21 protein-coding genes are annotated in these 24,173 nt (G+C 45.2%); 9 read left to right on the forward strand and 12 right to left on the reverse strand.

Going from position 1 to position 24,173, the window contains the following annotated elements; all coding sequences use genetic code 11:
- Window positions 1-26: 26 nt before the first annotated feature.
- Window positions 27-1,181: a hypothetical protein gene (locus ACLVWP_RS04545; RefSeq protein ID WP_413560356.1), complete on the reverse strand. Its 1,155-nt coding sequence runs from the start codon at window positions 1,179-1,181 to the stop codon at window positions 27-29.
- Between the two features lie 170 nt (window positions 1,182-1,351).
- Here ACLVWP_RS04545 and ACLVWP_RS04550 point away from each other — a divergent pair, with 170 nt between their 5' ends.
- Window positions 1,352-2,146 (forward strand): hypothetical protein, encoded by a 795-nt coding sequence (locus ACLVWP_RS04550; protein ID WP_413560357.1) that lies wholly within the window; start codon window positions 1,352-1,354, stop codon window positions 2,144-2,146.
- 3 nt (window positions 2,147-2,149) lie between these two features.
- Complete coding sequence (locus ACLVWP_RS04555; protein ID WP_413560358.1) at window positions 2,150-3,019, forward strand: hypothetical protein; 870 nt, start codon at window positions 2,150-2,152, stop codon at window positions 3,017-3,019.
- A gap of 187 nt (window positions 3,020-3,206) precedes the next feature.
- Here ACLVWP_RS04555 and ACLVWP_RS04560 read toward each other — a convergent pair whose 3' ends face one another.
- The 6 genes from ACLVWP_RS04560 to ACLVWP_RS04585 all read right to left on the reverse strand — a co-directional run bounded on the left by ACLVWP_RS04560 (window position 3,207) and on the right by ACLVWP_RS04585 (window position 11,165).
- Entirely contained in the window at window positions 3,207-4,775 is a 1,569-nt protein-coding gene (locus ACLVWP_RS04560) for a response regulator (protein ID WP_413560359.1), read from the reverse strand.
- 124 nt (window positions 4,776-4,899) lie between these two features.
- Complete coding sequence (locus ACLVWP_RS04565; protein ID WP_413560360.1) at window positions 4,900-5,736, reverse strand: CheR family methyltransferase; 837 nt, start codon at window positions 5,734-5,736, stop codon at window positions 4,900-4,902.
- Between the two features lies 1 nt (window position 5,737).
- Window positions 5,738-9,055 (reverse strand): response regulator, encoded by a 3,318-nt coding sequence (locus ACLVWP_RS04570; protein ID WP_413560361.1) that lies wholly within the window; start codon window positions 9,053-9,055, stop codon window positions 5,738-5,740.
- Window positions 9,056-9,321: 266 nt separating this feature from the next.
- On the reverse strand, window positions 9,322-9,726 hold the full coding sequence (locus ACLVWP_RS04575; protein ID WP_413560362.1) for a choice-of-anchor D domain-containing protein: 405 nt from the start codon (window positions 9,724-9,726) through the stop codon (window positions 9,322-9,324).
- A gap of 155 nt (window positions 9,727-9,881) precedes the next feature.
- Window positions 9,882-10,400 (reverse strand): hypothetical protein, encoded by a 519-nt coding sequence (locus ACLVWP_RS04580; protein WP_413560363.1) that lies wholly within the window; start codon window positions 10,398-10,400, stop codon window positions 9,882-9,884.
- 156 nt (window positions 10,401-10,556) lie between these two features.
- Complete coding sequence (locus ACLVWP_RS04585) at window positions 10,557-11,165, reverse strand: hypothetical protein (RefSeq protein ID WP_413560364.1); 609 nt, start codon at window positions 11,163-11,165, stop codon at window positions 10,557-10,559.
- A gap of 98 nt (window positions 11,166-11,263) precedes the next feature.
- Here ACLVWP_RS04585 and ACLVWP_RS04590 point away from each other — a divergent pair, with 98 nt between their 5' ends.
- A complete protein-coding gene (locus tag ACLVWP_RS04590) occupies window positions 11,264-11,788 on the forward strand; it encodes a cysteine hydrolase family protein (RefSeq protein ID WP_413560365.1) in 525 nt (174 codons plus the stop codon).
- Here the strand turns inward: ACLVWP_RS04590 and ACLVWP_RS04595 are convergent.
- A complete protein-coding gene (locus tag ACLVWP_RS04595; RefSeq protein WP_413560366.1) occupies window positions 11,785-12,486 on the reverse strand; it encodes an RluA family pseudouridine synthase in 702 nt (233 codons plus the stop codon). The genes ACLVWP_RS04590 and ACLVWP_RS04595 overlap by 4 nt on opposite strands.
- Before the next feature lie 161 nt (window positions 12,487-12,647).
- Here ACLVWP_RS04595 and ACLVWP_RS04600 point away from each other — a divergent pair, with 161 nt between their 5' ends.
- Complete coding sequence (locus tag ACLVWP_RS04600) at window positions 12,648-13,502, forward strand: polysaccharide deacetylase family protein (RefSeq protein ID WP_413560367.1); 855 nt, start codon at window positions 12,648-12,650, stop codon at window positions 13,500-13,502.
- A 52-nt stretch (window positions 13,503-13,554) separates the two neighbouring features.
- Here ACLVWP_RS04600 and ACLVWP_RS04605 read toward each other — a convergent pair whose 3' ends face one another.
- Both ACLVWP_RS04605 and ACLVWP_RS04610 read right to left on the reverse strand, forming a co-directional pair.
- A complete protein-coding gene (locus ACLVWP_RS04605) occupies window positions 13,555-18,222 on the reverse strand; it encodes a hypothetical protein (RefSeq protein WP_413560368.1) in 4,668 nt (1,555 codons plus the stop codon).
- A 342-nt stretch (window positions 18,223-18,564) separates the two neighbouring features.
- Complete coding sequence (locus ACLVWP_RS04610; RefSeq protein ID WP_413560369.1) at window positions 18,565-19,068, reverse strand: hemerythrin domain-containing protein; 504 nt, start codon at window positions 19,066-19,068, stop codon at window positions 18,565-18,567.
- Between the two features lie 205 nt (window positions 19,069-19,273).
- Here ACLVWP_RS04610 and ACLVWP_RS04615 point away from each other — a divergent pair, with 205 nt between their 5' ends.
- A complete protein-coding gene (locus ACLVWP_RS04615) occupies window positions 19,274-19,438 on the forward strand; it encodes a hypothetical protein (protein WP_413560370.1) in 165 nt (54 codons plus the stop codon).
- A gap of 54 nt (window positions 19,439-19,492) precedes the next feature.
- On the opposite strand, the gene ACLVWP_RS04620 is transcribed toward ACLVWP_RS04615, so the two are convergent.
- Window positions 19,493-20,290, reverse strand: a complete 798-nt coding sequence (locus tag ACLVWP_RS04620) for a siderophore-interacting protein (RefSeq protein ID WP_413560371.1) — start codon at window positions 20,288-20,290, stop codon at window positions 19,493-19,495.
- 502 nt (window positions 20,291-20,792) lie between these two features.
- On the opposite strand from ACLVWP_RS04620, the gene ACLVWP_RS04625 reads away from it, so the two are divergent.
- Together ACLVWP_RS04625 and ACLVWP_RS04630 are read left to right on the forward strand one after the other, a co-directional pair.
- Entirely contained in the window at window positions 20,793-21,140 is a 348-nt protein-coding gene (locus ACLVWP_RS04625) for a hypothetical protein (RefSeq protein WP_413560372.1), read from the forward strand.
- Between the two features lie 9 nt (window positions 21,141-21,149).
- Entirely contained in the window at window positions 21,150-21,854 is a 705-nt protein-coding gene (locus tag ACLVWP_RS04630) for a hypothetical protein (protein WP_413560373.1), read from the forward strand.
- Window positions 21,855-21,883: 29 nt separating this feature from the next.
- Here ACLVWP_RS04630 and ACLVWP_RS04635 read toward each other — a convergent pair whose 3' ends face one another.
- Window positions 21,884-22,084, reverse strand: a complete 201-nt coding sequence (locus ACLVWP_RS04635; protein ID WP_413560374.1) for a hypothetical protein — start codon at window positions 22,082-22,084, stop codon at window positions 21,884-21,886.
- 165 nt (window positions 22,085-22,249) lie between these two features.
- Between ACLVWP_RS04635 and ACLVWP_RS04640 the strand changes: the two genes are divergently transcribed.
- Window positions 22,250-23,716: a DNA-3-methyladenine glycosylase 2 family protein gene (locus tag ACLVWP_RS04640; RefSeq protein WP_413560375.1), complete on the forward strand. Its 1,467-nt coding sequence runs from the start codon at window positions 22,250-22,252 to the stop codon at window positions 23,714-23,716.
- Complete coding sequence (locus tag ACLVWP_RS04645) at window positions 23,691-24,173, forward strand: methylated-DNA--[protein]-cysteine S-methyltransferase (RefSeq protein ID WP_413560376.1); 483 nt, start codon at window positions 23,691-23,693, stop codon at window positions 24,171-24,173. The genes ACLVWP_RS04640 and ACLVWP_RS04645 overlap by 26 nt, the downstream gene beginning before the upstream one ends.

Consider the following 24,173-nt stretch of genomic DNA (forward strand, 5'->3'; position numbering starts at 1 on the left):
TTGAGCTTTTGCTTAGTAAAAAGGGACTATTTTCTGCTACGGCAAAGGCCTTCTCGAACTTTTGCGGGAGTGAAGTTGTAAATCATAACTCCGCCATCTTTCAATAAACCCTGTTTTAATTGATCTAGGTAAAGTGGGCGGCCACCCATTTCATCGGCGTAGCCCAGTTTGCCTGATTCAAACGTCCCCTGAACACCTAAGCATCCAGCGGTATAAGTATAGGGGTTCCATCCATGAAGCAGAACGCCACGGCCAGTAATGTCTTTATTACCTGATTCAAGACCCAAAAGTTCGATGCCATCTTTGATATTGCCTGCGCGAGGCGGCTCGTATCTACGGGTAACAATTGCACCGTTCGGAGTTTTTTGAGACCCAGTTCCCGCACCAAAACCACCCACACCACGCGAAACGGGGATAGGATTCTTATCAAGAACTTGAGCTACTTTACCCTCAGAGTTAAAGAAGTACATTTTTCCAGTCATTTCGCCATCGGCGAAGTCATTGAAAATAAATGTATCAGAGGTAACTTTTCCAGAGGCTTTGTTTTTCTTGAAAGAATCCAAAGCCATTTGTAGACCGCATTTAAATGTCGGATCGTTCTTAACAGAATCTGGAAGATCCTCACACACGGCGTTCTGGCCAGTAAGCGTGCGGTTTGTATTAGTTACCATCGCCGTCGTTGCTGCCGCAGCGGAAGCTTTTGGATCTGCGATATCTGTCGGCGGAGTAACCAAAGATTTAGGCTTATCACCCAGGCCGAAAATATTTAGAAACCAATCAAAAAAGTTGAACTTACTTGATTGATAGACAGGTACATCGGCAGTCAGGGTACAAGTACCAGCTGTCACGCAGCTTTGGTCGGCTGCATTCAATGAAGATTTATTCAGAACTAAATCACCACTCGTCGCCAACCCTTTTAAAGTTGTAGAGTCTGCAGAGGTGTCTTTGTTCTTAATCGATTTAACTTCATAAAGTGAATCGTTGGGAACGGTTTTAAAGCCGGACTCTGTAGTGGAGTCAGTCTGATTTGGATTAAAGAACGTGCTTTTTGTTCCAACAGACTTAACAGAGATTTGAGAGTCCTTGGGGATCGCTCCCAAAGGTTGAATCGCTTTGTACGTGGTTTGCGCAAAAGCCTGTGCGCTCAACAAGATAAGGAATGTGCAGAGGGTGAATTTCATAGCTTTTTTTCCTTCTTTTACTTAATCACCAATCGGTTTAATAAGAGTAATCCTTAAGTAAACCGGGCAGTTCCTAGACGAAGGAATGAATCCAAACCAGGACCTCGACCATAGCCTGAATTCATCAAAGTTTGATCAAGCAAGAACCTCACAATTCCGAAGAGAAAAGCATGGTCGCACTTTGGTGTATTATAGGTCTGATTCTTTCTGCGGTATCGGTTTCGATATTGGGCGCGGCATTTTCTGTCGTGGGCCTCGCAGCATTGTTTTCAGGTGCGGCTTTCGCAGTCATGTTGATGGCTGGAGCTTTGGAGCTATCCAAGTTCGTTCTTGCCGCTTACCTTCATCAACGTTGGCAAAGTTTAAATATCTTCTTTAAAACTTACTTGGTGTCGTCAGTCGTGATTCTAAGTGCAATCACATCGCTGGGTATCTTTGGCTTCTTGTCTGATGCGTATCAATCGGCAAGTACGGCTCTGACAGCTGAAGCAATCAAAGTGAACTCTTTGAAAACTCAGCAGGCGAGTGCCCGCGCAGAAATCGATCGTTTGAATCGCGCAGTGGATGAAATCCCAGCGACTCGTGTAAGTAAACGTATCGAAACTCGCAAAGAAATCGAACCCGCAGTTGCAGCACTCACAAAGCAAATCGAAAACTACCAAATTCAAATCACTCAAAGCGATTTGCACGTGATCGAGCTGAATAAAAAAGTAGGCCCGTTGGTTTACATCGCGAAAGTCTTTAATATCGAAATCGATCTGGTAGTAAAATACTTGATCATGCTTTTCGTTTCGGTATTTGACCCTCTAGCGATCTGCCTAGTCATCGCAACAAGTGAAGCTCTAGATTCCAGAAAACGCGGCGGCAAGCCTAAGGATGAGTCAGAATCTGAACCTGTATCCACAGGCGATAATGCCGAAGTCGTAGAAATGCGTTTCGTCGACGACAAAGAGGCAGTGGGGTAGACCATGTTCCTCACCCGAGTGCTCGAAAAAAAACCAGTCATCCAAGCATTCGGAGGAGCCCTAGTCCTAGCTCCCGTAATAAACACACTAGCCAAAATGTCGACATTAAACGGAGTCCAAAATCAATGGACCCAAGAAATGTTCTGGCAAATAATAGGCGCAGGCTCCGTCCCAAATCAGATTCTATACATAGCCACAATTGCCATTGGTTTTTTAATGTTAAGAGGCTCAGCCACAGTATGGAAGTGGGCACTGCTATTATTAGGCGGCTACATAGGATTGCAAGTATCAGACTTCAAACACGTAAAATCCAGCGGCCTAACATGGTTCTTCTTTATCACAAACATTGCCGTCTTCATGTTCATAGCCGATCAACTAGTCTTTAACGTAGAAAAATCAAAGGCAAAACCACAGCCCAAAAAATCCCCAGAACCAAAAGCCGTGGCAGAAACCATCATCACAAAACCAACAGAAATTGCAGTAGCCAAAAAAGTAATCCCAGCAAATCTACCAGCAACCCCAGGCAAAGTAGTAGTCCTACAACCAAAAGCCCAAGCCAAACCAAAGACTCAAAAGATCCCCAACGTAAGAAAAAAAATCCTATTCCAATTCGCCGGCCAAAACCCCTGGGGCCAACTAGTATCTATTTCTAACAAAGGCCTCCAAATAAAAGGCCTAACAACCCCACCCGAAGAAATCACAGAAAAAGAAATAGACCTCTACCTAACCAAAAACTTAAAACTCCGCACCAAACTCTCAATGAAAAACGAAGACACCTACTTCTTCGACTACGCCAACCTCTCCCAAGAAAACAAAAAAGAGCTCAACCACTGGCTGAACTCTCTACAATCTTCTGAAAATAAAGCTGCATAAAAATCGAATATAAAAAGAAGGGGCTTCGTCTGACTTGGAACTAGGGGTTCTTAGCCCCGCAGTGCAGTCGACCTCCGTTGGCGCCACGATGGCGCGAACCCGCCAAAGGCGGGCAACGGTTGAGCCCGGATGGCGTGTCGCGGAACTGCGGGGCTAAGAACCCCTAGTTCCAAGACAGATCCGAGAGCTACGTATGAAGCACATCTTGGATTTTACCCAAAAGCTCTTTGCGACGAGCCGGCTTAGTAAGAACGCCATCACATCCGGCATCCATACACTTTTGCCCCTCTTCCTTCATAGCATGAGCCGTCAAAGCAATAATAGGCTTAGTAAACCCAGCAGCACGAATGCGGCGAACCGTTTCGTAACCGTCCATGATAGGCATTTGGATATCCATCAAGATCAAATCCGGTTTTTGCTTTTCCATCATCTCGATAGCCTCAAGGCCGTTGGCTGCTTGAAGGATTTCCGAGTGAGTGTTGCGCATATAACGGTCGATCAAAAGACGGTTGTCGCTAACGTCGTCGACAACCAAGATTTTAGCACCCTGCAAGTCGATCTCTTTGCTCAAAGTTTCCACTTTTTGTTCAAGAGTTTGATTCGCAGATGTGGCTTTTTCAAGAACCATAGAAACTTCAAAGAATGAACCCACGCCTGGAGCAGAAGAGATAAGTTTCAAATCTCCACCCATGGATTTAGCAAGTTCACGAGAGATCACAAGACCCAAGCCCGTGCCACCAAAGCGCTTGCGTGTAGAGATATCTGCTTGGCTGAAGGGTTGGAAGAGTTTCTTAGCTTCATCTTCAGAAATACCAATACCTGTATCGCGGATTTCGAAAACCACACGGTCATGGTGATTGCGTTCCGGATGAATGAAGCAATGAACTTTCACAGAGCCTTGAGCTGTGAACTTGATGGCATTACCGATCAAATTCAAAAGCACTTGCTTGATACGTTCAAAGTCCGAGTTATAGAAAAGACCGGATTGATTTTTGGATTCGATTTCAAGAGCGATTCCTTTATCAACGGCTTTGTGACTCAAAGTCGTTGCAAGGTCTTTTAGTAAGTCGTCAAAATTGAAAGCAGACTTCATGAAATGAAGTTGGTTCGCTTCGATTTTTGAAAGATCTAAAATATCATCGATCAAACGAAGCAGTAATTCTCCGTTACGGCGAATCGCTGCCAAAGAATCCTGCTTTTCCTCTTCGCCCAGATCTTCCTGAACCAAAACGTCAGAAAAACCCAAAACCGATGCCAGGGGAGTGCGGATTTCATGGGACATGTTCGCTAAGAACTGGCTCTTAGAAAGATTGGCTTGCTCTGCACGTTTGCGCAGGAACTCCACCTCTTCCATTTTAGCTTTCAGAAGTTTGTTCTGACGATCCAAGGAAATAAATGTCTGAACTTTGGAACGCACGATGTACGGGTCCAAAGGTTTGAACATCAAATCAACAGCGCCACTTTCGTAGCCTTTGAAAATGATCGCTTGATCCTGCTGTTGTGCGGTTACGAAAATGATCGGCAAGTGACGTGTCTTTTGGATGCCACGAATGAATTGAGCCAGCTCAAAGCCGCTCATCTCAGGCATTTGTACGTCTAAGAGTGCCAAGGCAAAGTCATGGTCTAAAAGCAGCGATAAAGCCTGTTCTGGCTTATTAGCTGTGACCAATTCAATGTCATCGGCCTTAATCAATTCGCTAAGTGCAAAGATATTGTCGGGATTGTCATCCACAATGAGTATCTTCGTTCTGTCCACAATTTCCCCTTTGCTTCAAAATCTGCCCCAATGGCACTTTCTTTCAAAGCGTTCATGTTGAGTATTTAACAACCAACGTCCGTTTGTTTTCTAGCATTTTATTGTTACTAAAATGCAATCTAACTTACCTATGAAAAGGCAGCGGTGTGCGCGCCTTTTGATAGACCTTGTTTTCCTTATCGAGTTCATCAAACCCTTCTGCACAGGCAGAGAATCGAATGCTCTCTTTGCTTCCCAATCCCAGGAAAGCGCGGGTTGCGAGGGATTCGTAAAAGAGTTTGAAAACCCTTTCTTGAAGCTCGCGATTAAAGTAAATCAACACGTTCCGACATAAAATCAAATGGGCTTCAACGAAGCCTTCGCCCGTGGCCATGTTGTGTTCTGAAAACACAACGCGCTCACGAAGCTCTGGAATCATACGAGCGCGGTTGTAACTGACTGTGTAGTAGTCGGAAGGGGACTTGGTCCCTCCGGCCTCCACATAGTTCTTAGTGAACACGCGTATGCCTTCCAGGTCATAAATACCGTCCTGCGCTTTTTTAAGTGCAATCGGATTTATGTCAGTCGCATAAATCGTGCTTCTTTCCAGAAGCCCTTCTTCGTGCAACAGAATCTGCAAACTATAAACTTCTTCTCCGGTGCTGCATCCTGCGACCCAAATATTTAAATTGGGGTAGGTGCGCAGAACCGGGATCACGTTTTCCCTTAATGACTTAAAGAAACTGGGATCACGAAACATTTCGCTCGTGTTCACGGTCATCAAAGGCATGATCTTTTTAAAAAACTCTTCATCATTCACCAGGCGAGCTAGGAGTTCGACCTCGGATTTGATGTTGAATTTTGCCAGGATCACGTCGATTCGTCGGGTCACAGACGCTTCGGTGTATTTTCTAAAGTCGTAACCGTACTTTAGATAAATCCCCTCTAGCAGTAAGTGACGTTGGACGTTATCAACAGTCATCCTAGAACACTTCTCTTTCACGCAACCAAACTCTCAATACCGAGAACAAGTTGCTGATATTAATTGGCTTCGACAAATAGTCATTCGCTCCTGAAGCGAGTGCTTTTTCGTGGTCGCCTTTCATCGCTTTAGCAGTCAATGCGATGATCGGAGTTTCAATATGATCCTGCAGACGACGGATGCTTTCCATCGACTCAAATCCATCCATACGAGGCATCATTAAATCCATAAGGATCGCATCGTAAGAACCATCTTTTTGCGCCATTTCAAGGGCTTCTTGACCGTCACGAGCCGCATCGACTTTAAAGCCTTTGCTTTCAAGTACGTGAGTCAGGGCAAAGATATTTCTCATATCGTCGTCCACGATCAAAAGTCTGCGGCCTTCGAAATGATCTTCTTCGCTAGTAAGTCCTGAGAGCATTTGTTGCTGTTGCATCGGCAACGTATCGGAAACGCGGTGAAGGAACAGGCTAACTTCATCCAGAAGTCTTTCTGGAGAACGAGCACCTTTTAGAATGATGCTTTCAGAATATTTGCGCAGGTATTCTTCTTCACGTTTGCTGACTTGTTTTGCGGTGTACACGATCACTGGTGGCAGTGGGTGATCAAGCTTATTCAATTGCTCCAAGAAATCGTTACCTGTCATGTCTGGCAAAGACAGATCCAGAACCAAGCAATCAAATGTCTTAGCCAGAACCGCTTTCAAAGCTTCCTCGCCTGTGGCTACCGAAGTCAGTTCAATGTCTGGTCCCTGTAGCAAAGCCACGATGGCTTCGCGCTGAACAGTGTTGTCTTCAACAACTAATAGTTTTTTCGTGCTTTCAGAAGCGACGATTTTAAGTTGTCCAACGGCTTCATGGATTTGATCCATCGTCACTGGTTTACCCAAGTAACCCATGGCACCCATACGCATTGTTTGCTGAGGGTAATCTAGAGCTGAGATCATATGAACAGGGACGTGGCGAAGTTGCGGAACTTTTTTAAGAGTTTCCAAAACACCAAAGCCAGATACACCCGGAAGTTTAATATCCAGCATGATGGCTGTTGGAGTGAATCGCTCAAGCAATTGAAGAGCTGTTTCACCAGATGTTACTAGGATTGGATGGAAGTCATGCTCTTTAGCGGCATCAGCAACCAAGGAACCAAATTTCTCGTCATCCTCAACGATCAAGAGTGTTTTCTTGTCGTTGTTCAACGCTTTTAGAATAGTGTCGACCTCATCAGTAGGGGCCGTGCGAATTTCTTGTTCAAAGCTAACGCCTTTAGAGATATTCACATCAATAGTTGTTTTAGGAGTCGTCGTTAGATCACCCGGTAAAACAACAGGGAAGCGAATTGTAAATTCAGAACCTTTGCCTTCTTCGGATTGGACGATGATTTGGCCGCCCAAAAGCTCAGCCAATTCTTTAGAGATCGTCAGACCCAAACCTGTACCGCCGTATTTGCGGCTGATTTGGTTGTTACCTTGTTCAAAGGCTTCAAAGATCGTCGAGCGCAATTCAGGACTGATACCGATGCCAGAGTCCTTAACAGAAATATCAACGAAGCCATTTTTAAAGTTATGACCTTTGATTTCCAAAGATCCCGACTCTGTGAACTTCACAGCATTCGACATAAAGTTACGCAGGATTTGGCCCAGGCGTTGTCCATCGGTTTCAAGCATCAAGTCTTCAGTTGTCGTATCTAGGATCACACGAAGAGTGAGACCTTTTTTATCTGCTTGAGGTTTGAACGTCGATAGCAATTGGTCCGTCATGCTTTTCAGAGAGAAGCGTTCAGAACGAACAACCAATTTGCGGGCTTCGATCTTAGATAGATCCAAGATATCGTTGATCAGATTCAATAGGTCATTACCAGCATCATAGATAGTGCCAGCAAAGTTTTTCTGTTGATCAGAAAGATTGCCCTCTTTGTTTTCACGAAGCAGCGTCGACAAAATCAACAAGCTGTTCAGTGGAGTGCGAAGCTCATGGGACATCTTTGCCAAGAAGTCAGATTTGTACTGATTGATTTTTTCAAGTTCGTTATTGCGGTTGTTAACAACGTCTTGCTGTCTTTCCAACATGCGAGCTTGTTCTTCCAGGTCTTCATTGGCTGAACGCAGTTCTTCTTGTTGTGTTTGCAATTCTTGAGCTTGCAGTTGAGTTGTATCTAGCAAGTTTTCAAGATGCCCACGGCTTTCTGCAGAAGCCAAGCCTGTTGCGATCAATTCCGCAGACTGAGAGATAAAGTCTTTTTGACGTTCTGTCAGTGGGTGGAACAACGCAAGTTCCATAACGCCGACAGGTTTGCCCAAAGTTCTTAAAGGAATCAGTGCAAGTGCAGTTGGTTGTGCTTTACCTAGGCTTGAACCGATCCAGAAGTAATTTGCTGGAAGATCTGTGACTTCGACCAAATCAGCTTTGTTGTAAGCCTCGCCAATCAGACCGACATTCAGTGGAACTTGAATTAGTGGAGCTGCGTTCAGTGACTCATTAACACGTGCAAAGTGAGCACAGCTTTCCAAGTTATCACCACGGTGAGCGTAAACGCTTCCCGCAGGAACTTTTAGCTCGTCAGACACGAACGACAAAATTTTCTTAGAAAGAGTTGTCGAGTCGTAGTCCATCGCCACGATCTGAGAGATTTCGCCGATACGAGTTTTAAGGGCTAACTCGCGTTCGCGAGCGTGAGCTTCGATTGTTTGCAAGACTTGGCGACGACGGATGATGTAGTACGCAATTCCAGCGAGGATGATGTTTAGTAAGCCAGAGCCTACCAACGACATTGTCACCCAAACTTGGGAGCTGCTCGCCTCTCGCATGCGATTGTCGAGAAGACGGTTCTCTTCATCGTGCATGGAGTTCACGAGTAGGCGCGCTTGATCCATCAAGGCTTTGCCTTCATTCAAAGTGGACTTACGTGTTAGGGGCCCGGCTTTTGCGAAGGACTGAACGTTTTCCTCAAGAACATCAAAGCGCTCTTTCAAAATCACGGATAGGGACTCGAGGTTGTTCACTTGAGTGCGGTTATCCGCTATCATATTGCGTAGGCGGGCAATCGTCGCACGAGAGTTGGCCATACCAGCGTAGTACGGTTCCAAGTATTCAGCCTTACCAGTTAGCAAATAACCACGCATGCCAGTCTCGGCATCTTTCGCATAGGAAATGATATTTTCGATTTCTAAAACGACTTGGCTGGAGTGAAGGACACGCTCTTCGTCTTTTTTGACCGTTTGGAACGCGGAATACAAAAAGACGGAGTTCAAAATCATAACTAGGACGATGACAAAGAACGTTGAGTTCAAACCAGTTACGCTACGATTCGTGAATGTTTTCATAGCAGAACTTGTAACGAACGTAGGGTCAAAGGCCAAGTCCACAGAGGGGGTTGTAATGATAATTTTCGCTCTACGACTCGCATCGTCATAATGTTGTAAAAAAATATTTACATGTTTAGTACTCGAAGTTGTTTAGTTGTGAAGGAATCGCAATAAGTGGTGGAAATTTCAGCAGATATTAAGTGATCCAATTTACATTTGGGAGCATGAAGGGATCGCGGAAAAAGGTACGTCCTTACTTGGCAAAGTAAGGACGTACCTTTTTTTCAGTAGTTGTAGCCCCAGCCGCGCAGATAAACCCAGATGTCAGAGCGACCGATCAAATCAAAATGCAGACTGCCGTTGAACTGTCCGACTTGTTTCGGTGCGAACTTCACCGTGGCTCTGCAAGATTGTCCCGGCCATAAAGTGCCACCACAATTTTCAGTATGACTGAATGCCTTTCCGGATGTGTCGATGTCGTTAATGTAGAAAGGGTAGTTGCCGTTGTTGCGTATACGGAAGCGGGCCGACTCGCTTTTGCCTTTCTTAACGAAACCAAAGTTGTAGTTGTATGACTCTTGAATCGTCACCGAATCTTCATTGATGTTGATTTCGTATTCTTCAGTTTCGTGTGCGATGACGGGAACGCTGATAAGCAATGACGCTGCTAAAGCGACAAGCGATTTCACAAAGAACCCCCTTTTTTTTCTCATCATGAGGAGGGGACAGTTCGCAGGCAAAATGTTATTTGCAGAAGCTCTCTTAAGGACAAGGATGTTACAAAATAAAAAAGCCGCGGACCTTTCGGCCTGCGGCTTTCGTCACAGAATTTTCTTAAAGAAAATTACTGTTGGATTTTACCAGTAACTTGGAAGTGCAAGCCTACAGTAGTTGCGCCAGCACCGCATTGAGCAGCAGCGTCTGAAGCTGGAACGTAGATCGCAGCGCGACCGTGAAGGTATTTGTAGTTGTTGAATTTCAAAGAAGCATCAAGGAATGTTTTACCAGTAGCGCATGCAGAAGTGCCTTCTACAGCGTAAGCGCGTGAATCAACAAGAGTTGCAGTTTTAGCTGCGTTGTCAGCGAATACTAGAGCAGAGTACTTACAAACAGAACCTTCTTCAGAGAAAGTACCTTTGATCAAAAGATTGTCCAAAGAGTAGTCTGTAGTTGCAGTAGCCAATTGAACGTTCAAAGCTGCAAAGTCAGCTGGGATAGATTGAGTTTGAGTGTTGCCATCGTCACAAACGTAAGCTGTGAATTTAGACATCCAACGCTCACCTGGAAGAGTAAGATCTTCGTTTGGTGCAGCGAAAGCTGAAGAAAGAGACAAAGTAGCTAGCAATACTAGAACTGATTTCATGTAATATCCTCCAATGGATTTATTAATCGTGGCGCCAGTTCTAGGCGGCGATATCCAATGGGTCAAGAAAACCACCAAAATAAGGCTTTTGGTTTTCAATGGCTTTTCATCTTGCTTGCGTTAACACTGAGATGTGTCATTTGACGTTTACAAAAGTTAATTCAATACCCTAATCGAAGTGACTCTCATCAGTTCACAGGCGCCGCCTCCGCGATCATCGCGGGACATAGAGCTGCGCCATTCTCCGCCATCTTTGGTGCTGACAACGACGAGCTCACCCTTGAGTTCAATCAAGTGACCTTCGCGCAAAGAGAACAGAACTTCTTTAACGATGTCGTCTGCAGGGATGATGTGAACGTTTGCACTATGGCGCATGATTTCGGAATCAGAGATCGGGGCGGATTGTGTCCACTTCACATGATAGTAGCGAAGTGATTGTCCAATGCGGAGTTCTTTTAAAATTCTTGAATCAGACATCGGTCCCCAACCCAGGGCTAAATCAATCGGAGAGATGCCCGCGCCGGGATCGAAATAATAACGGTTGGTGGATAGAACTCGCGCACGAATTTTATAGTGCGCTAAGGGCTCGGCCACTCCCGCGGGAATTTTTACGGGTTTGCCTTGGCCTTCAACGATGTTTTCTTGGATGGGATCTTCAGGAATCAGGATTCCATCGGCCACAGGCACGGGGCGATTTTTCCAATAGAAAATCGCAACCATTAGAATGGCACCCATGGTGAATGTCTTCCGATTTAACTGAAACATCCTTCTATTCTCGAATGAAACGGGGAGCATAGCAAGTCTTTGTGCCCGGAACTGATAAGGGGGTGGTCTATTGGGCCAGGATGAGATATTATATGCTAATGAATTTGAATACAGCTCTGCTAATCGTCGATGTCCAGGTCAATATGTTCTCTCTGAATAACCCTGTCCATGAACCCGACGACCTTCTAGAAAACCTGCAAAAACTTTTGTTTCTCGCTCGTGCTTCCGGCACACAGGTGATCTTTGTGCAAAACAATGGCGAGGCGGGTGAACCAGACGAGACTCGCACTGAAGGTTGGTTGCTGCATCCTGAGTTAGAAATCGAAAATGGTGATTTGATTGTTCAAAAGAAATTGGCAGAGCCCTTCACCGACACTGAACTTCATAAGCTCTTGCAGTCCAAGGGCATCCATAAATTGATCGTTGCAGGTTTGCAGTCAGAGTTTTGTATCGAGTCCACTTGTCGTAAGGCCGCAGAGCTTGGCTATGGAGTGACACTGGTGAGTGATGCTCACTCGACGTATCCTTCCTCTGAAGGATCGGCCGAGCAAATTATCGCCAAAGTAAATGCACGCCTTAAGGATGTCGTTTCCTTGTGGCGTTTGGCCGACGTCGAAAACTAGTATTCAAATTCAATAAGATTTTTAAAGTAAGCAGGGGTGCGTGCCTTAAAGCTCATGCGCTTTTTGTTGTGCGGATGATTGAACTCTAACTCCACCGAGTGCAGGAACAGATTCTTAAACGGTGACGTTGGTCTTCCGTACTTAGTATCACCCACGATCGGGTGACCCTCGCCGGCCAAGTGCACACGGATCTGATTTTTCTTACCCGTTAGCAGATTGATTTTAAGCAGAGAAAACTTATCGGTTTCTTTCAAAACTTCGTATTCAGTGATCGCTAGTTTCCCTTTGTCAGAGTCTTGGCTCGAGTGAACAACGTAGTCTTCGTCTTCGCTGAGGAAGCTTTGAATAGTTCCTGATTTTTTAGTCAGCTTGCCATGAACGATGCAGTAGTAGGTTTTTTTAAAGGACTTCCAATTGTCTTTCAGGAAGTTCATCGCATCTTCGCTTTTCGCAAAAACTAAAACACCCGAGGTCGCCTGATCCAGACGGTGAACCACGTGAACTACTTTGTTGGAGCGGGGATTGCCCTTGCGAACATATTGGTTCAATAGGCCATGGACGGTGTTTTCACGCTCCCACTTAGCGGCGACCGTTAAAATCCCTGGGGACTTATTGCCCACGATGATATCGAGATCGTCGTGGAGGATCTCGAAGCCTTTAGGTTGGTACTTTTTAGGGATCTTATTGGATGTCGACATGGGCTTATAGGTAGCAGTTTCCTGACGAAGGAGCAATGGTGGGACGGACTTTGTCACCGACTTGAAAAAAGGATTGATCAAACTTTAGACAGTCTCGGTTTTTCAGACTTTTCAGAGGGACTCTGGTAGATTCTGCTCCATCAAATAAACGGAGGTCTTTCATGAAGCGTTTCTTCGCAATGTCCTTGGTTGCTATGTCATTTCAAACGGCAATGGCTCAGTCCACTGATTCAGTAAGTTTGCCATTAGGTCCGGTTCCCTCTAATGAAGAGTTGATTGAAATGCAAGGAGCAGAGGCGCTTCAAAACCGCATCGACAGCATGACCTATATGTGGGGCGATGAGTGCCGTTTTGCGATTAAAACTCCAGACCGCGTTACTCCAGGTACGATCGCTTTGACGTTTGACGACGGTCCAAGCAGAACAACGACTCCGATCGTTTTGGATACTTTGAAAAAGCACGGTGCTAAGGCTACATTCTTTATCTTGGGCGGTAAAGTAGCGGGCAATGAAGACATCCTTAAACGTATCGTTAAGGAAGGTCATATCCTTGCGAACCACTCTTACAATCATCCAAACTTCCGTGCGATTGATTCAACAAGCGGTAAAAACCAAATCTATCAAACAGATTTGTTACTTCGTAAATTCGTAACTCCTAAGTTCTTGCGTTACCCATACGGTAACTCAACTTGCGCTACGAACACGTACGCCAAATCTTTGGGGTACAGCCTAGTGGGTTGGAACATCGATACATGTGACTGGGCTTTCGCGAACAGCGGTTACGTATCTGATAAAAACAATAAGACATGCCAAGCTCCTGCATCGCTTCGTGGCGACTACGCTGGTTACGTAAACCACGTGGTATCACAAACAAACGGCGGTATCTTGCTAATGCACGACATCCACATGAACACAGCTAAGACTTTGGATAAATTGATGACGAAGCTCTTGCAACAAGGTTACCGCTTCGTGAACCTTGACGACACAGCAGTATTCCCTAAGTTGAATCAAAACTAAGATTGAGTTTCAAAACTTAGAAATTAAAAGGAGGACCGCAAGTCCTCCTTTTTTATTGTAGTGGTGTGACTAGGATACGACGCTTAAATGAGTCTTGCAGTAACAGACCCATCGGCGTGATTTTCAATACGAATGCCTTACCTCTCGTTCCTGGTAATGTGCCTGGCAAATATAGCCCTGACACAGAGATGGAGCGGAAGCCATTGGTAGAGTCATAACTAAATACTTCCGTAATTCCCGTGGAAATATTATTAGCCAACATATAGAAGTGATCCGTGTCGTTGTTATAAACGGCATCAATCCAAATTCTACCAGACGGGTAGGATGGGATCGCAGACATATCGAGTGTATCGACGATTGTTCCACCCGTGGGATCGTAAGTTCTAATTTTATCACCGTCAAAAATCAACAAATCGCCATTTTTGTCGGGTTGCAATCCGTAGATACGACTTAGAGGGTGAGACGTAGCCGTCGCTGGGCTTGGAACAGAACTTACGCCTATAGTACCGTTACCAGCTACAACGGTTCCGTTGCCTCTATAAATTCTTAATCCTGCATCCGGATTTGGCGAGATCGCGCTATATCCTGTGAAGTAGAAGTTATTGTCAGCGAGGAAAGTCGCAGTCCAACCATAATCGAAAACGCTGCCGCCGCCGAATATTGTGCCACTGCTATCAAGTTCGTTCGGGTTATTATCCCATGTGTTCATGTTAAGAGTAAGCCAGCTATAGCTAGAGCCAGACAAGCCCATGTACGCCAGGCGATGATCCGGTGATATATGGATTGTTCCGTAAGTATTGAGAGTGCTTGAAAGTCCATCATCCAAACCTGTGTCAATGCTTGTGATCACGGGAGTGGTATAGCCCATAGGTTGACTAACTTTCATTCGGCGCAAATGACGAATACCGCGCATGTAAAGTGTCCCGCTGGTGGAATCAGTTTGATCCCACGCGAGACCTGCAACTTGAGTGAAGGCAACTAGGGACGGGTTGGAGCCATTTCCATAATTTAGGAATGACGTTCCGCCTATTTTATTAGCCGTCATTGTCGTGCCATTGATTTTGACTTCAAATAGCTCATTAGTTTCTCGAGTAACAACATACACGGCTGTATTAGATGCGCCAACCGCAGTTTGAACGTCATTAATAGTATCGGTCACTAAAGTCACAGGAGACGCAATAGTTCCTGTTGAGGTATCCATGTAGCTAAATTTCATTCCATTTGCAGGCTTGGCACCACTGCGAGCGTTATTAGTACAGAATACTTTGGTAGTGTCGGTGCCCATATAGATGTTGCGTGAACAGTAATTTCCGGCGACTGAGCCGGGTGCAGCACCTGGCATTCTATATCTTTGTGTTGCTGCATCGAAGATAAACTCCAGTTTAAATGCAGCATCGACAGCATTACGGTACCAAATATATATTTTTTGACGATCTGGCATCACCGTGATCCAGCCGTTTCTGGACAGTCCTGAGGCTAGCACGCAAGGCAAAGCAAGATCATCGCTGTAGCTGTTTGCAGAAATAGCAGCTGAGCTACATGCCGTGGTATTACCGATTATTAGCTTCGGAGTGCTGGAAATACTGTTTAGATCCAGCTCATAGTAAGCAAGCGCGTCTATGTTGTTGGCTGCGAACGATGCGAAGTAGTAATAGCCGGATTTAATATAGGTATCAAAAGTCGGATTTGCATTGGACAGACGATCGTCACCGCCAATCAACGACACGGTTCTATTCCAAACAACGCTCTTGTCAGAAATTTTTATTTTAGTGATCGTTTTGCACGGCTGTGAAACGACGATCATTTCTCCATTACTGATGTCAATGATTCTAGGTACTGTAAATTGCGCAACAGAGCTAGTAGGGCAGGCAGCAAGATGTCCCTTGCCCAGCCACTCAGATAAGATACCTGTTTGACGATCAATTTTGGTGATCGAGTGACGAAGGCGTGAACCGGAATAAAGATTATTTTGTGCATCACCAAAAAATCCGCTTGATTGAGAGATATCTGCGGCACTCAAGTGAACACCAGAATCCAAGTTACCAGGATCCCCAATCAAGACCTGCCAAGGCGAATTCTGAATGGCGGACAATGCTGTTGTGATAACACCGCCTTGCGTTTTGCAAGCGACCAAAACGCGGATAGGTGTACTTGCGCTAATCGCATCGCCATCTGGAGTTGTCGACGGAACTGTCCATGCATACGAGCCACTATTAAGAGTATATGGATTTGCGGTGTCGTCGGTAATCACGTAGTAAGAGCGGCCGTCATCAATTGTATATTGGATACTTGAGATGGCTCTGGCAGCAAGAGGCGCATTAAGGGAGTCAGAGCTTGTACAGCTCCAGCCGATATTCATAACTTGGCCAGGCAAATAGCTTCCGGCGCCAGATGGAGAAACAACAGTGATAATAGGTGGTTTACCAATTTCAAGTTTAACACTGCGAGAGAGATTTGTAGACCTATAGCCAGCAGAATTTTTTACTTGTGCGTATACGGTGTGAGTACCGGATACCTGATCCAATTCAAAGCTGACCTTCTCCTCGGAGTATGGCTGCCAGCCGCTATCATCAGCTGCATCATCCGGAGTTGTACTGAATGGTGTGTTTTCCCTAAAGCGCATCATAGTGACCGCAGATGTACCTGGAGCCGCAGTCGCTGTAATCATGGCATTAATAGATGACAAACCAACAACGGCTTCGTCGTCAGCTAAAGTAAACGTGCTAACTGTCGGAGCCTGAGCCTCAACGATCAAGTCCTTAGTATCAGTGCCTACGTTCGTAGCCGTATCCGTTGCTGTCACGCGAAGTTTTGCGCTTTTCGCACTCGAAGGGGTTGTCCAACTATAAGAATAAGTTTGATTTGTCGCAGATGAAGCAGGAAGTGCCTGAGTCGACAATGTCGACCAAGTTGTACCGCCGTCCTCACTATACTGTAGAACTGTATTGAGTGCTGCGGAAGTACGAGCCTCCGTAACAGTCCAAGAAACAGTCACTGTTCTGCTGATTCGAACGTCTGTAGTCGGTGCCGTGATTTTCAAAACAGGCAGAGTTCCGTCGTAAGTAATTGATGTAGAGCTCGAAGTTGTTGAGATATTATTCGCAACGTCTTTGGCCCAAACGTACATCGTATGATTTCCATCACCCGTCACTGTGTAGTTGTAAACGAACGGAGTCGCTGAGCAAGCCACCCAAGACGTATTACCCGCTGTTGGAGTGCCAGCAGTCTCTGTGATTAATATACTATCTGTGTCGTTACAATCAGCGACTGTAATGCCCACCACAGGATTGTTTGTCAGAGCAGGTGTTGTGCGCGTGATAGTAGGTGCATTCGGTGGAGTATTATCAAAACTAAATGCCGCAGGAGTCGTCGTCGTAAAGTTGCCAGCTGCATCTTCTCCATAAAGACGAAGGTATCCAGATGTCACTGGTGAATATCCAGTATAAGGAGAAGTGGCGGCAGTAATAGTCGCAACATCAGTATATGTCGTGTTGTCAGCAGAGTATTGTAGTTTTAAAAGCGCAACGCTGGAAGTTGCATCCGTCGCCGTAAACGCTAAACTCATTGCCGATGAAGACTGTGTCGCTGAAGGAACCGTTAAAGTTAAAACTGGTGGTGTCGTATCCAGTCTCATAGTCGTTGAACTCGGTGTAGTGGAGATATTACCCGCAGAATCTTTCGTCCAAAGATAAATAGTTTTTAGACCATCACCTGGTGAAACATCATAGCTCGCAGTTTGTGTAGTGTCTGTAGAACACGTTCCTGTGAATGCCGATGCAGGGACGGAAGCCGATACTGTAAATTCAGAAATTGCAAACGTTGAAAAGGTGTCGCAATTAACGAGCGAAGCCCCGGTAGCGAGGCTTAGTGCAACAGTGCTAGATTGTGAAGCTGCAGCCGAGGTTCGGGTGAGAGTCGGGGCTTCTGGTGGAAAGGTATTTAAGATATTAATATTGAATTGGCGTTCAAAGATAGCGTAGGACGTATCAATCGAACCCGGCGAACTCGTACTGTTCGTACCAATTTTCAAAATAATTGTATTTGAACCTTGTGAATTCTTATTCGGTGTGAACGAATAAGTAGCGCTCGTGCCATCCGGGGTGCCATTCAAAATCCACTCATAAGCAGCAGAATAACTTCCATACCAGTGAGCCGCAGTAACCGTGTGCGAAGCCGCGCTCATCTCATTGTAAGCAGTCGGCAACGCCAATGTGTCGATGTATGGTGGAACCATTGAAATCAGATCGCTGATACCAGTCAATGCAAATGCAGATGTGATGTAAGCACTTTGAGTCGCGCCGGAACCTGCTGCAAGATTGTCGTAAACTTCGGTCATCGACTCAGATGTTGATACACCAGGAGCACTTTCGATCGCAGAGATCGCTGCCGTGATTTGATCGGGAGAAAGATCATGCAGATTTTTAACCCCAGAAATCTGAACGTAAGGGATCAGACCAACCAAGCTTGAAGAATAAGTGATATTTTGGTCGCTTAGACCTGTCATCGGACGTGATAATTTTTTACCGCAGGCATCAGCCTTCAGGATGTACTTTGCGCTGGTATCGACGTTGTAAAGATTCGTAAAGCTGTAGCTGTAAGACGTGTCCAAATCCACAGAAGCAATAGCAGTCTCATCCACCGAGCCATCGTTATTGATTTTGTGAAGGTAAACTTTTTTGTCACCAGCAAGACAAGTCGCCGAAGAAGTGATTCCGGGCATCGAAACTTTACCGGAAAGAGTTTGGCCGTGTTCTGACCAGATGCTCAGATCAAGGCTGCAGGCAGTAAGAAAAAGAAAAGAAACAAATCCCAGATTATTAAAAATCCGAGCGATATTTCGTCTCAAAATAGAACTTCTTACTCCACTAACGTGCATAAGTTATTGATCGGACGATGCAGGTGTTCGCTGAATATTTGTGAGAACACTTTGATGAATTTTTTTTGACGAGTGACCCCAAAATCTCGAATTGGAGTGAATATGAGAGCAGAGTTCAGTTAAGAGACGATCAAAAATCGGAGAATTTCTCAGTGTGAAAGCGTGAATTCCACACTGAGATGTTTACTAGGGGTGCAAAGTTCTCTCAGAGGGAGCATCGTCGTCGCCCTGGGCGTCGAGCTCTTGTTGGGCTTCGAGGTACTGCATCCCCAGATCTATGCGTTCCTCCAAGGTCGTACCGCGCTTGAATTCAGGAAGCATATCCTCTTCTTCCTCCTCAACGTGATGCTCAACCAGCTCGGCCAAAACTTTTACTTTCGCCATGAACTCATCACGATCAGAAGTTCTTTTTAGCTCTTCACAGAGTTGATCGGCGAGCGAATGTTCAATATCTCCCTCGAGGCCCTCAACTTTCATGTCTTCGCTTTTCATTTTCATATACCAAGTTTGCTCTTCTGGTTTTGCATGAGCCACGAGTGCGGGAGCAAATCTTTTGAAGGCCGCTTGTTTTTCTCTAAAGCTAGCATCTTCGCTTTTCATGATTTCAATGAGCTGTTTCAAGATCACGTGGTCTTGCAGAATCAACTCAACAATGTCTTCTGGATTTCCTTGGCGTCTATGTGCTGCCATCTCATTTCCTCCTTGAAGTGATTAGGTCACACTTTATTCTGAGGAGTCTCGCCGGGCAGTCCCACCGAAATAGGTCTTTTTTTAGAATTACATATAATTCGCAACACCATGGACTGGTTTGCATGAAGAATGAATGTATTCACGCAAGAGGGGATTTACCGGATTTTTTCTTGCTTTATATTCCAAGGAAAAGAGGAGGTACCGTATGGCAACATCTAAAACGAACTCAAAAAGTTCAAAAACAAAAGAGTCTTCTGAAAGAAGTCTAGCAAGCAACAAACGTGGCTCAAGCTCGACTAGCAGAACAAGCAAACCGAGTTCTTCCAGTCGTCGCAGTTCTTCATCCATGTCGATGGAAGATGACGAGTAGTTTTAAAAGAGCCTTTTTGTCAATTCGATGAAAAGGCTCTTTTACCAAAGGGAATTAGTGTTCGGATTTTCCTGCAGACCAATACCCCGTGGCTTTAATCCACTCTTCGCGAGCACCGCGAATCGTGATCAGTAAATCACGGATTTCCATCGCGCAGGCTTTTTCAAGAGCGATCCAAGCAAAGTAGTCTCCGTGAAAGATCGGAAGGCTAGCAAGTTTGTTTTTGATTTCATCCGCTTGGCCTGGCTTTCTGCCGTTGCGATAAATCCAATGAATCTCTACTTTACCATTGCACTCAAGATCAATTTTTTGAGAAGCATCTTCTGTTTCGATGATCACCACCGAAAACGAATCTGCTGGCAGCTCTTTCAAGCGACGAGCAAATGATGGAATGGCAGATTCATCGCCAATCATTAAGTACCAATCAAAGTTATAAGGAACTACGCGGGAACCACGAGGTCCACCGATCGTCAGATTCTGGCCAACTTGAACTTGCGCGGCCCACTGAGATCCAGGTCCTTCACCGTGAAGAACGAATTCAATATCGAGCTCCTTAGCGTCTTTATCGAAGCGTCTTGGGGTGTAGTCTCTCATGATAGGTTTGCGGCTGCCCTCAGGAACTGTGAGTCCATTAGGACCCATCACGGGCAATACAGGTTCTGTTTCGCCAGGGTATGGAAAGAAGACCTTAATATGGTCATCAGGTGAAAGCGATGTGAAATCGGAAAGTTCCTCACCTGTGAGTGTCACACGCTTAATGCGTGAAGTGACGTTCTGAATGTTTTTAACAGTCAAAGTGCGTCTCTTCACTTCGTGCATGATGGTTTTTATTTCTCTGTCGTTTTGATTCATTAGGAACCTCGAGGTTGAATTATAGGCGCAAAGTAAACGCATTAAATTCAAACCACAAGTTTCCCGTCAGAAAGACAGTTAACAGAAACCGAATTGAAAAATATTATTGGGGCTAATCTTTTTTAACTTTTCGTGAGCAAAGATATTCTGCATTAGGCTCATCTTTGCGGCAGACATTGTCCACCTCATCCCAGCAGCCCCGGCGTTCGTGGCAGCGGTCTTGGGCTATGAAATCTTTCATAAAGAAGATAAAGCCTACAGCGCACAATAATATTAGAACTACAATGATGTCGTTAGAACGTATTCTCTTTTTGATACATGACTCCCGGTAAACGTACAATATTAGAGCTATGCCCTATACCTATCGGCGTTCCCTCAGAAAAGTTGATGTGGGTACTTGCAAAATCAAAAATGTTTTAGCTCCAATCTCCTCTGGTGGAGGAACTTCAGTTAAGATATTGACAAAGTTTTTCAGGACGATACGCTTTTGTGGAGGGCATTCATGAAAAGACAAATAATAGCGGGCTTTTTCACAACAGTAATTTCAGTTACAGCTTTTGCACAATCCCACAAATGCTTTGAGGATGGTTCTCAAGCAGAACGCAAGGAAATGGTCGCAGCCTTTATGCAGAAAAAGTACAAAGACTTTGAAAAGCAGTTTGATGCTATCTGCAAAAAGTACGCGGAAACGATTTCCTGCAATAAAGAGCCGATGACTATGTCAAAAGCCTCCACACGAATGTCAGAGATTTCTCGTCAAAGTATCTGTGCCGAAGTGATGAGAGTCGATAATGGCAAAAAGACCACGATCTTTTGGCTAGACGATAAAAAAGCACCGAAACGTCAGTAGTGAGTAAAGATGAAAAAATACGCGCTGCCTGTCTTTGTTATCGTTATCGCAACTTTACTCTATGTCTATAAGCCTCAAAAGATGACTGAGAATTCATTGCCTGAAGGGGATAGTGTTCAAGAAACCGCGAACACTCCTACTACTGAGCAAGTAAACTCTGTGGCCTCACCAACGGTGGTGATGGAAAAAAACAAAGCCAATCCCGGTCGTCAGGAGCTTGTGGACCTGATTAAGATGAGCAGACAAGCTCAAAATCGCCCCGAGATGGAAGAGCAAGTTTCAGCTATGCGTGAAAGACTGAATCAGCTTCCTAACAAATCGGACGTTCTGTGGGCTTATTACGAAGAAATCAAAAGCAGTGGCACACCGATGGAGCGAGCAGAGGTTTTAGATTTGTTTTCATCCAGTGATTCAGATTCCAAGTTAGCGGATGTAGCCTTAACCGAAGCGTCGGCTATATCTACAGAGCCGATCATGGATTTAGACTCGGCCCGAACTCAGGAAGAAATGAATGAGGCCCTATCGACGAAAGAAGAGTGGGTTCCGACTTTAGTATCCTTCGAAGTTTTTATCAAAAATTGTGGCAACTATAATTCCTGCCGACCAGGCATCGACAGTGTGATGCACAGAAATCGCAATCGTAATTTGCGAGCGAACCTGATTGAGATCATCTCACAAAAATTCCCCGATGAAGCCCATCGGATGGACCCATAAAAAAGGGAGCTTAAGGGCTCCCTTTTTTATTAATGTTTCTTACGTTTGGCGGCAGATTTTTTAGCGGTAGCACTTTTACCTTTGGCGCCGCCGTCCTTTTTATTGACTGTAGCCCAGCCAATACGGGCTGCCACTTTGGCGGATTTTCCTTCTTTTTTCTCACTTTCCTCGATGTGCGCAGCCATTCGCTTTTGTTTTGGTGAATAGCTTTCTTTAGAACCTCTAGGCATGATGACCTCCTGGTCATCATTGTGATCTGTGACTTGAGTATTTCTATCATTCAGTCATGGTTGTGCTGATAATCATAGGAAGTTCCGTCCTTTGTCTAAGTACTAAAAAACGATGATGTCCGAAAATAGCCACAAAAACCCCGGCAAATGGGTTATGGTGGTTTCATGAAAAAGGACGACATCTTCTTTGAAGCCATGAAAACACGGGATTCTCGATTTGACGGGAAATTCTTTGTGGGTGTTAAAACCACCGGCATCTATTGTCGTCCAATTTGTCCAGCGAAACCCAAGCGCGAAAATGTGGAGTTCTTTGCAAATCGTCTGCACGCCGAAAAGGCGGGTTATCGTCCATGTCTGCGTTGTCGTCCCGAAAGTGCGCCGATGTCTGCGGCATGGATTGGAAAGTCAGCGGTGGTTAACCGTGCGCTCAAGGTTTTAAACTCCCACGAGGCGTTATCATTCAACGAAGATGAGTTCGCAGAAAAGTTTGGCGTGAGTGCAAGGCATTTAAGGCGTCTATTTATGGACGAGATCGGTAAAACGCCGAAGCAGCTATCTTTTGAAAACAGATTGAATCTGGCGCGTAAGCTGATTGTGGAAACAGCATTGCCGATCAATGAAATTGTTTTTGCCTCGGGTTTTGATTCAACCCGCAGATTCAATGATGCCTTTAAAGAAAGATTTAAAAAAGCTCCCCGAGAAATCCGCCGTAACAAAGTGGCAAATCACGAAGGCATCAAGGTGCTGATTCCGTACCGACCGCCTTTTGACTTTACGGGCTTAATGCGAGTTTACGAAAGTCACCGCGTTGGTGATTTAGAATGGTTTCACGACGGAAAAATGCATCGTCATGTTTCTATCAATGGTAAGCACGGAACGGTTGCGATCAGTGATTTGCCTGAAAAATCCAGTTTGTTAGTCGAGATCAATGTTCCAGACACCACGATGATTCATCCGATTATCACCAGAGTCAGAAATCTATTTGATTTGGATTCTGATCCGCTCTTAATCGCGAATGTTTTAGAGTCGGATAAATCCATCGCGAAACTTTTAAAAGAGTATCCTGGAATTCGTCTGTTGTCTGGATGGGATCCCTTTGAAATTTCAATTTCAGCGATCTTAGGACAGTTGGTAAGTGTCGAGTTCGGCAGGCAGCTAGTGCATGATCTGATTGATATCGCGGGGCAAGACTCAGGGATTATCCGTGACGGTAAAGCCATCAAGCTTTTCCCGACGCCCGAGCAAATTCTAAAAGCAGATCTTACGAAATTAAAAACCACAGGCAATCGTAAGCAGACGCTCGTTAATTTCTCAAAGGCGGTTGCAACGGGGCAGGTGTCACTGGAACCCACTCAAGATGTGGAGGAGTTTATGAAGAACATCCTCTCCATTAAAGGTATTGGTCCTTGGACAGCTCAGTACATTGCTCTTAAGGTCTTACGCTCCACAGATACCTTTCCGGCCAGTGATTTGATATTAGCAAGAGCTCTTGAAAAGCACTCCCCTAAGGTGTTGGAATCAATGCGCCCGTGGCGAGGATATGTGGCGGCTCTTTTTTGGAGGGCCTACACAGTCAGTCTTAAAAAGAAAAACATGAGGAAGAAAAATGGCAGCCGTTCAAAGAAAGTTTAACACCAAAGTAGGTCCCATGTTTTTGGTCGCTTCACCCGAAGGACTTAAAGGTCTGTTGTGGAAGGAATCCGCGAAGTTTCCCTTCGTCAAAGGCTGTGACAAAACGGAAGCATTACTAAATCGCGTAGAAAAAGAAATCACCGAATATCTAAACGGGGAAAGAACGTCCTTTGCGATTCCTTTAGATCCAGATGGTACCGAATTTCAAAAGCGTGTGTGGAATGAACTCGCAAAGATTCCTTACGGCAAAACCAAGTCTTATAAAGACATTGCCACTGCCTTGAAAGATCCCAACGCCTGTCGTGCGGTGGGCACTGCGAATGGCAGAAATCCCATCAGCATCATCGTTCCTTGCCACCGAGTGATCGGGGCCAATGGAAAGCTCACAGGTTATGCAGGTGGTTTACCAGTGAAAGAAAAGCTGCTCGCTATCGAAGGATTCGGAAAAAAGGCATAA

The organism is Bdellovibrio sp. HCB209 (assembly GCF_047306065.1).
GTDB lineage: Bacteria > Bdellovibrionota > Bdellovibrionia > Bdellovibrionales > Bdellovibrionaceae > Bdellovibrio.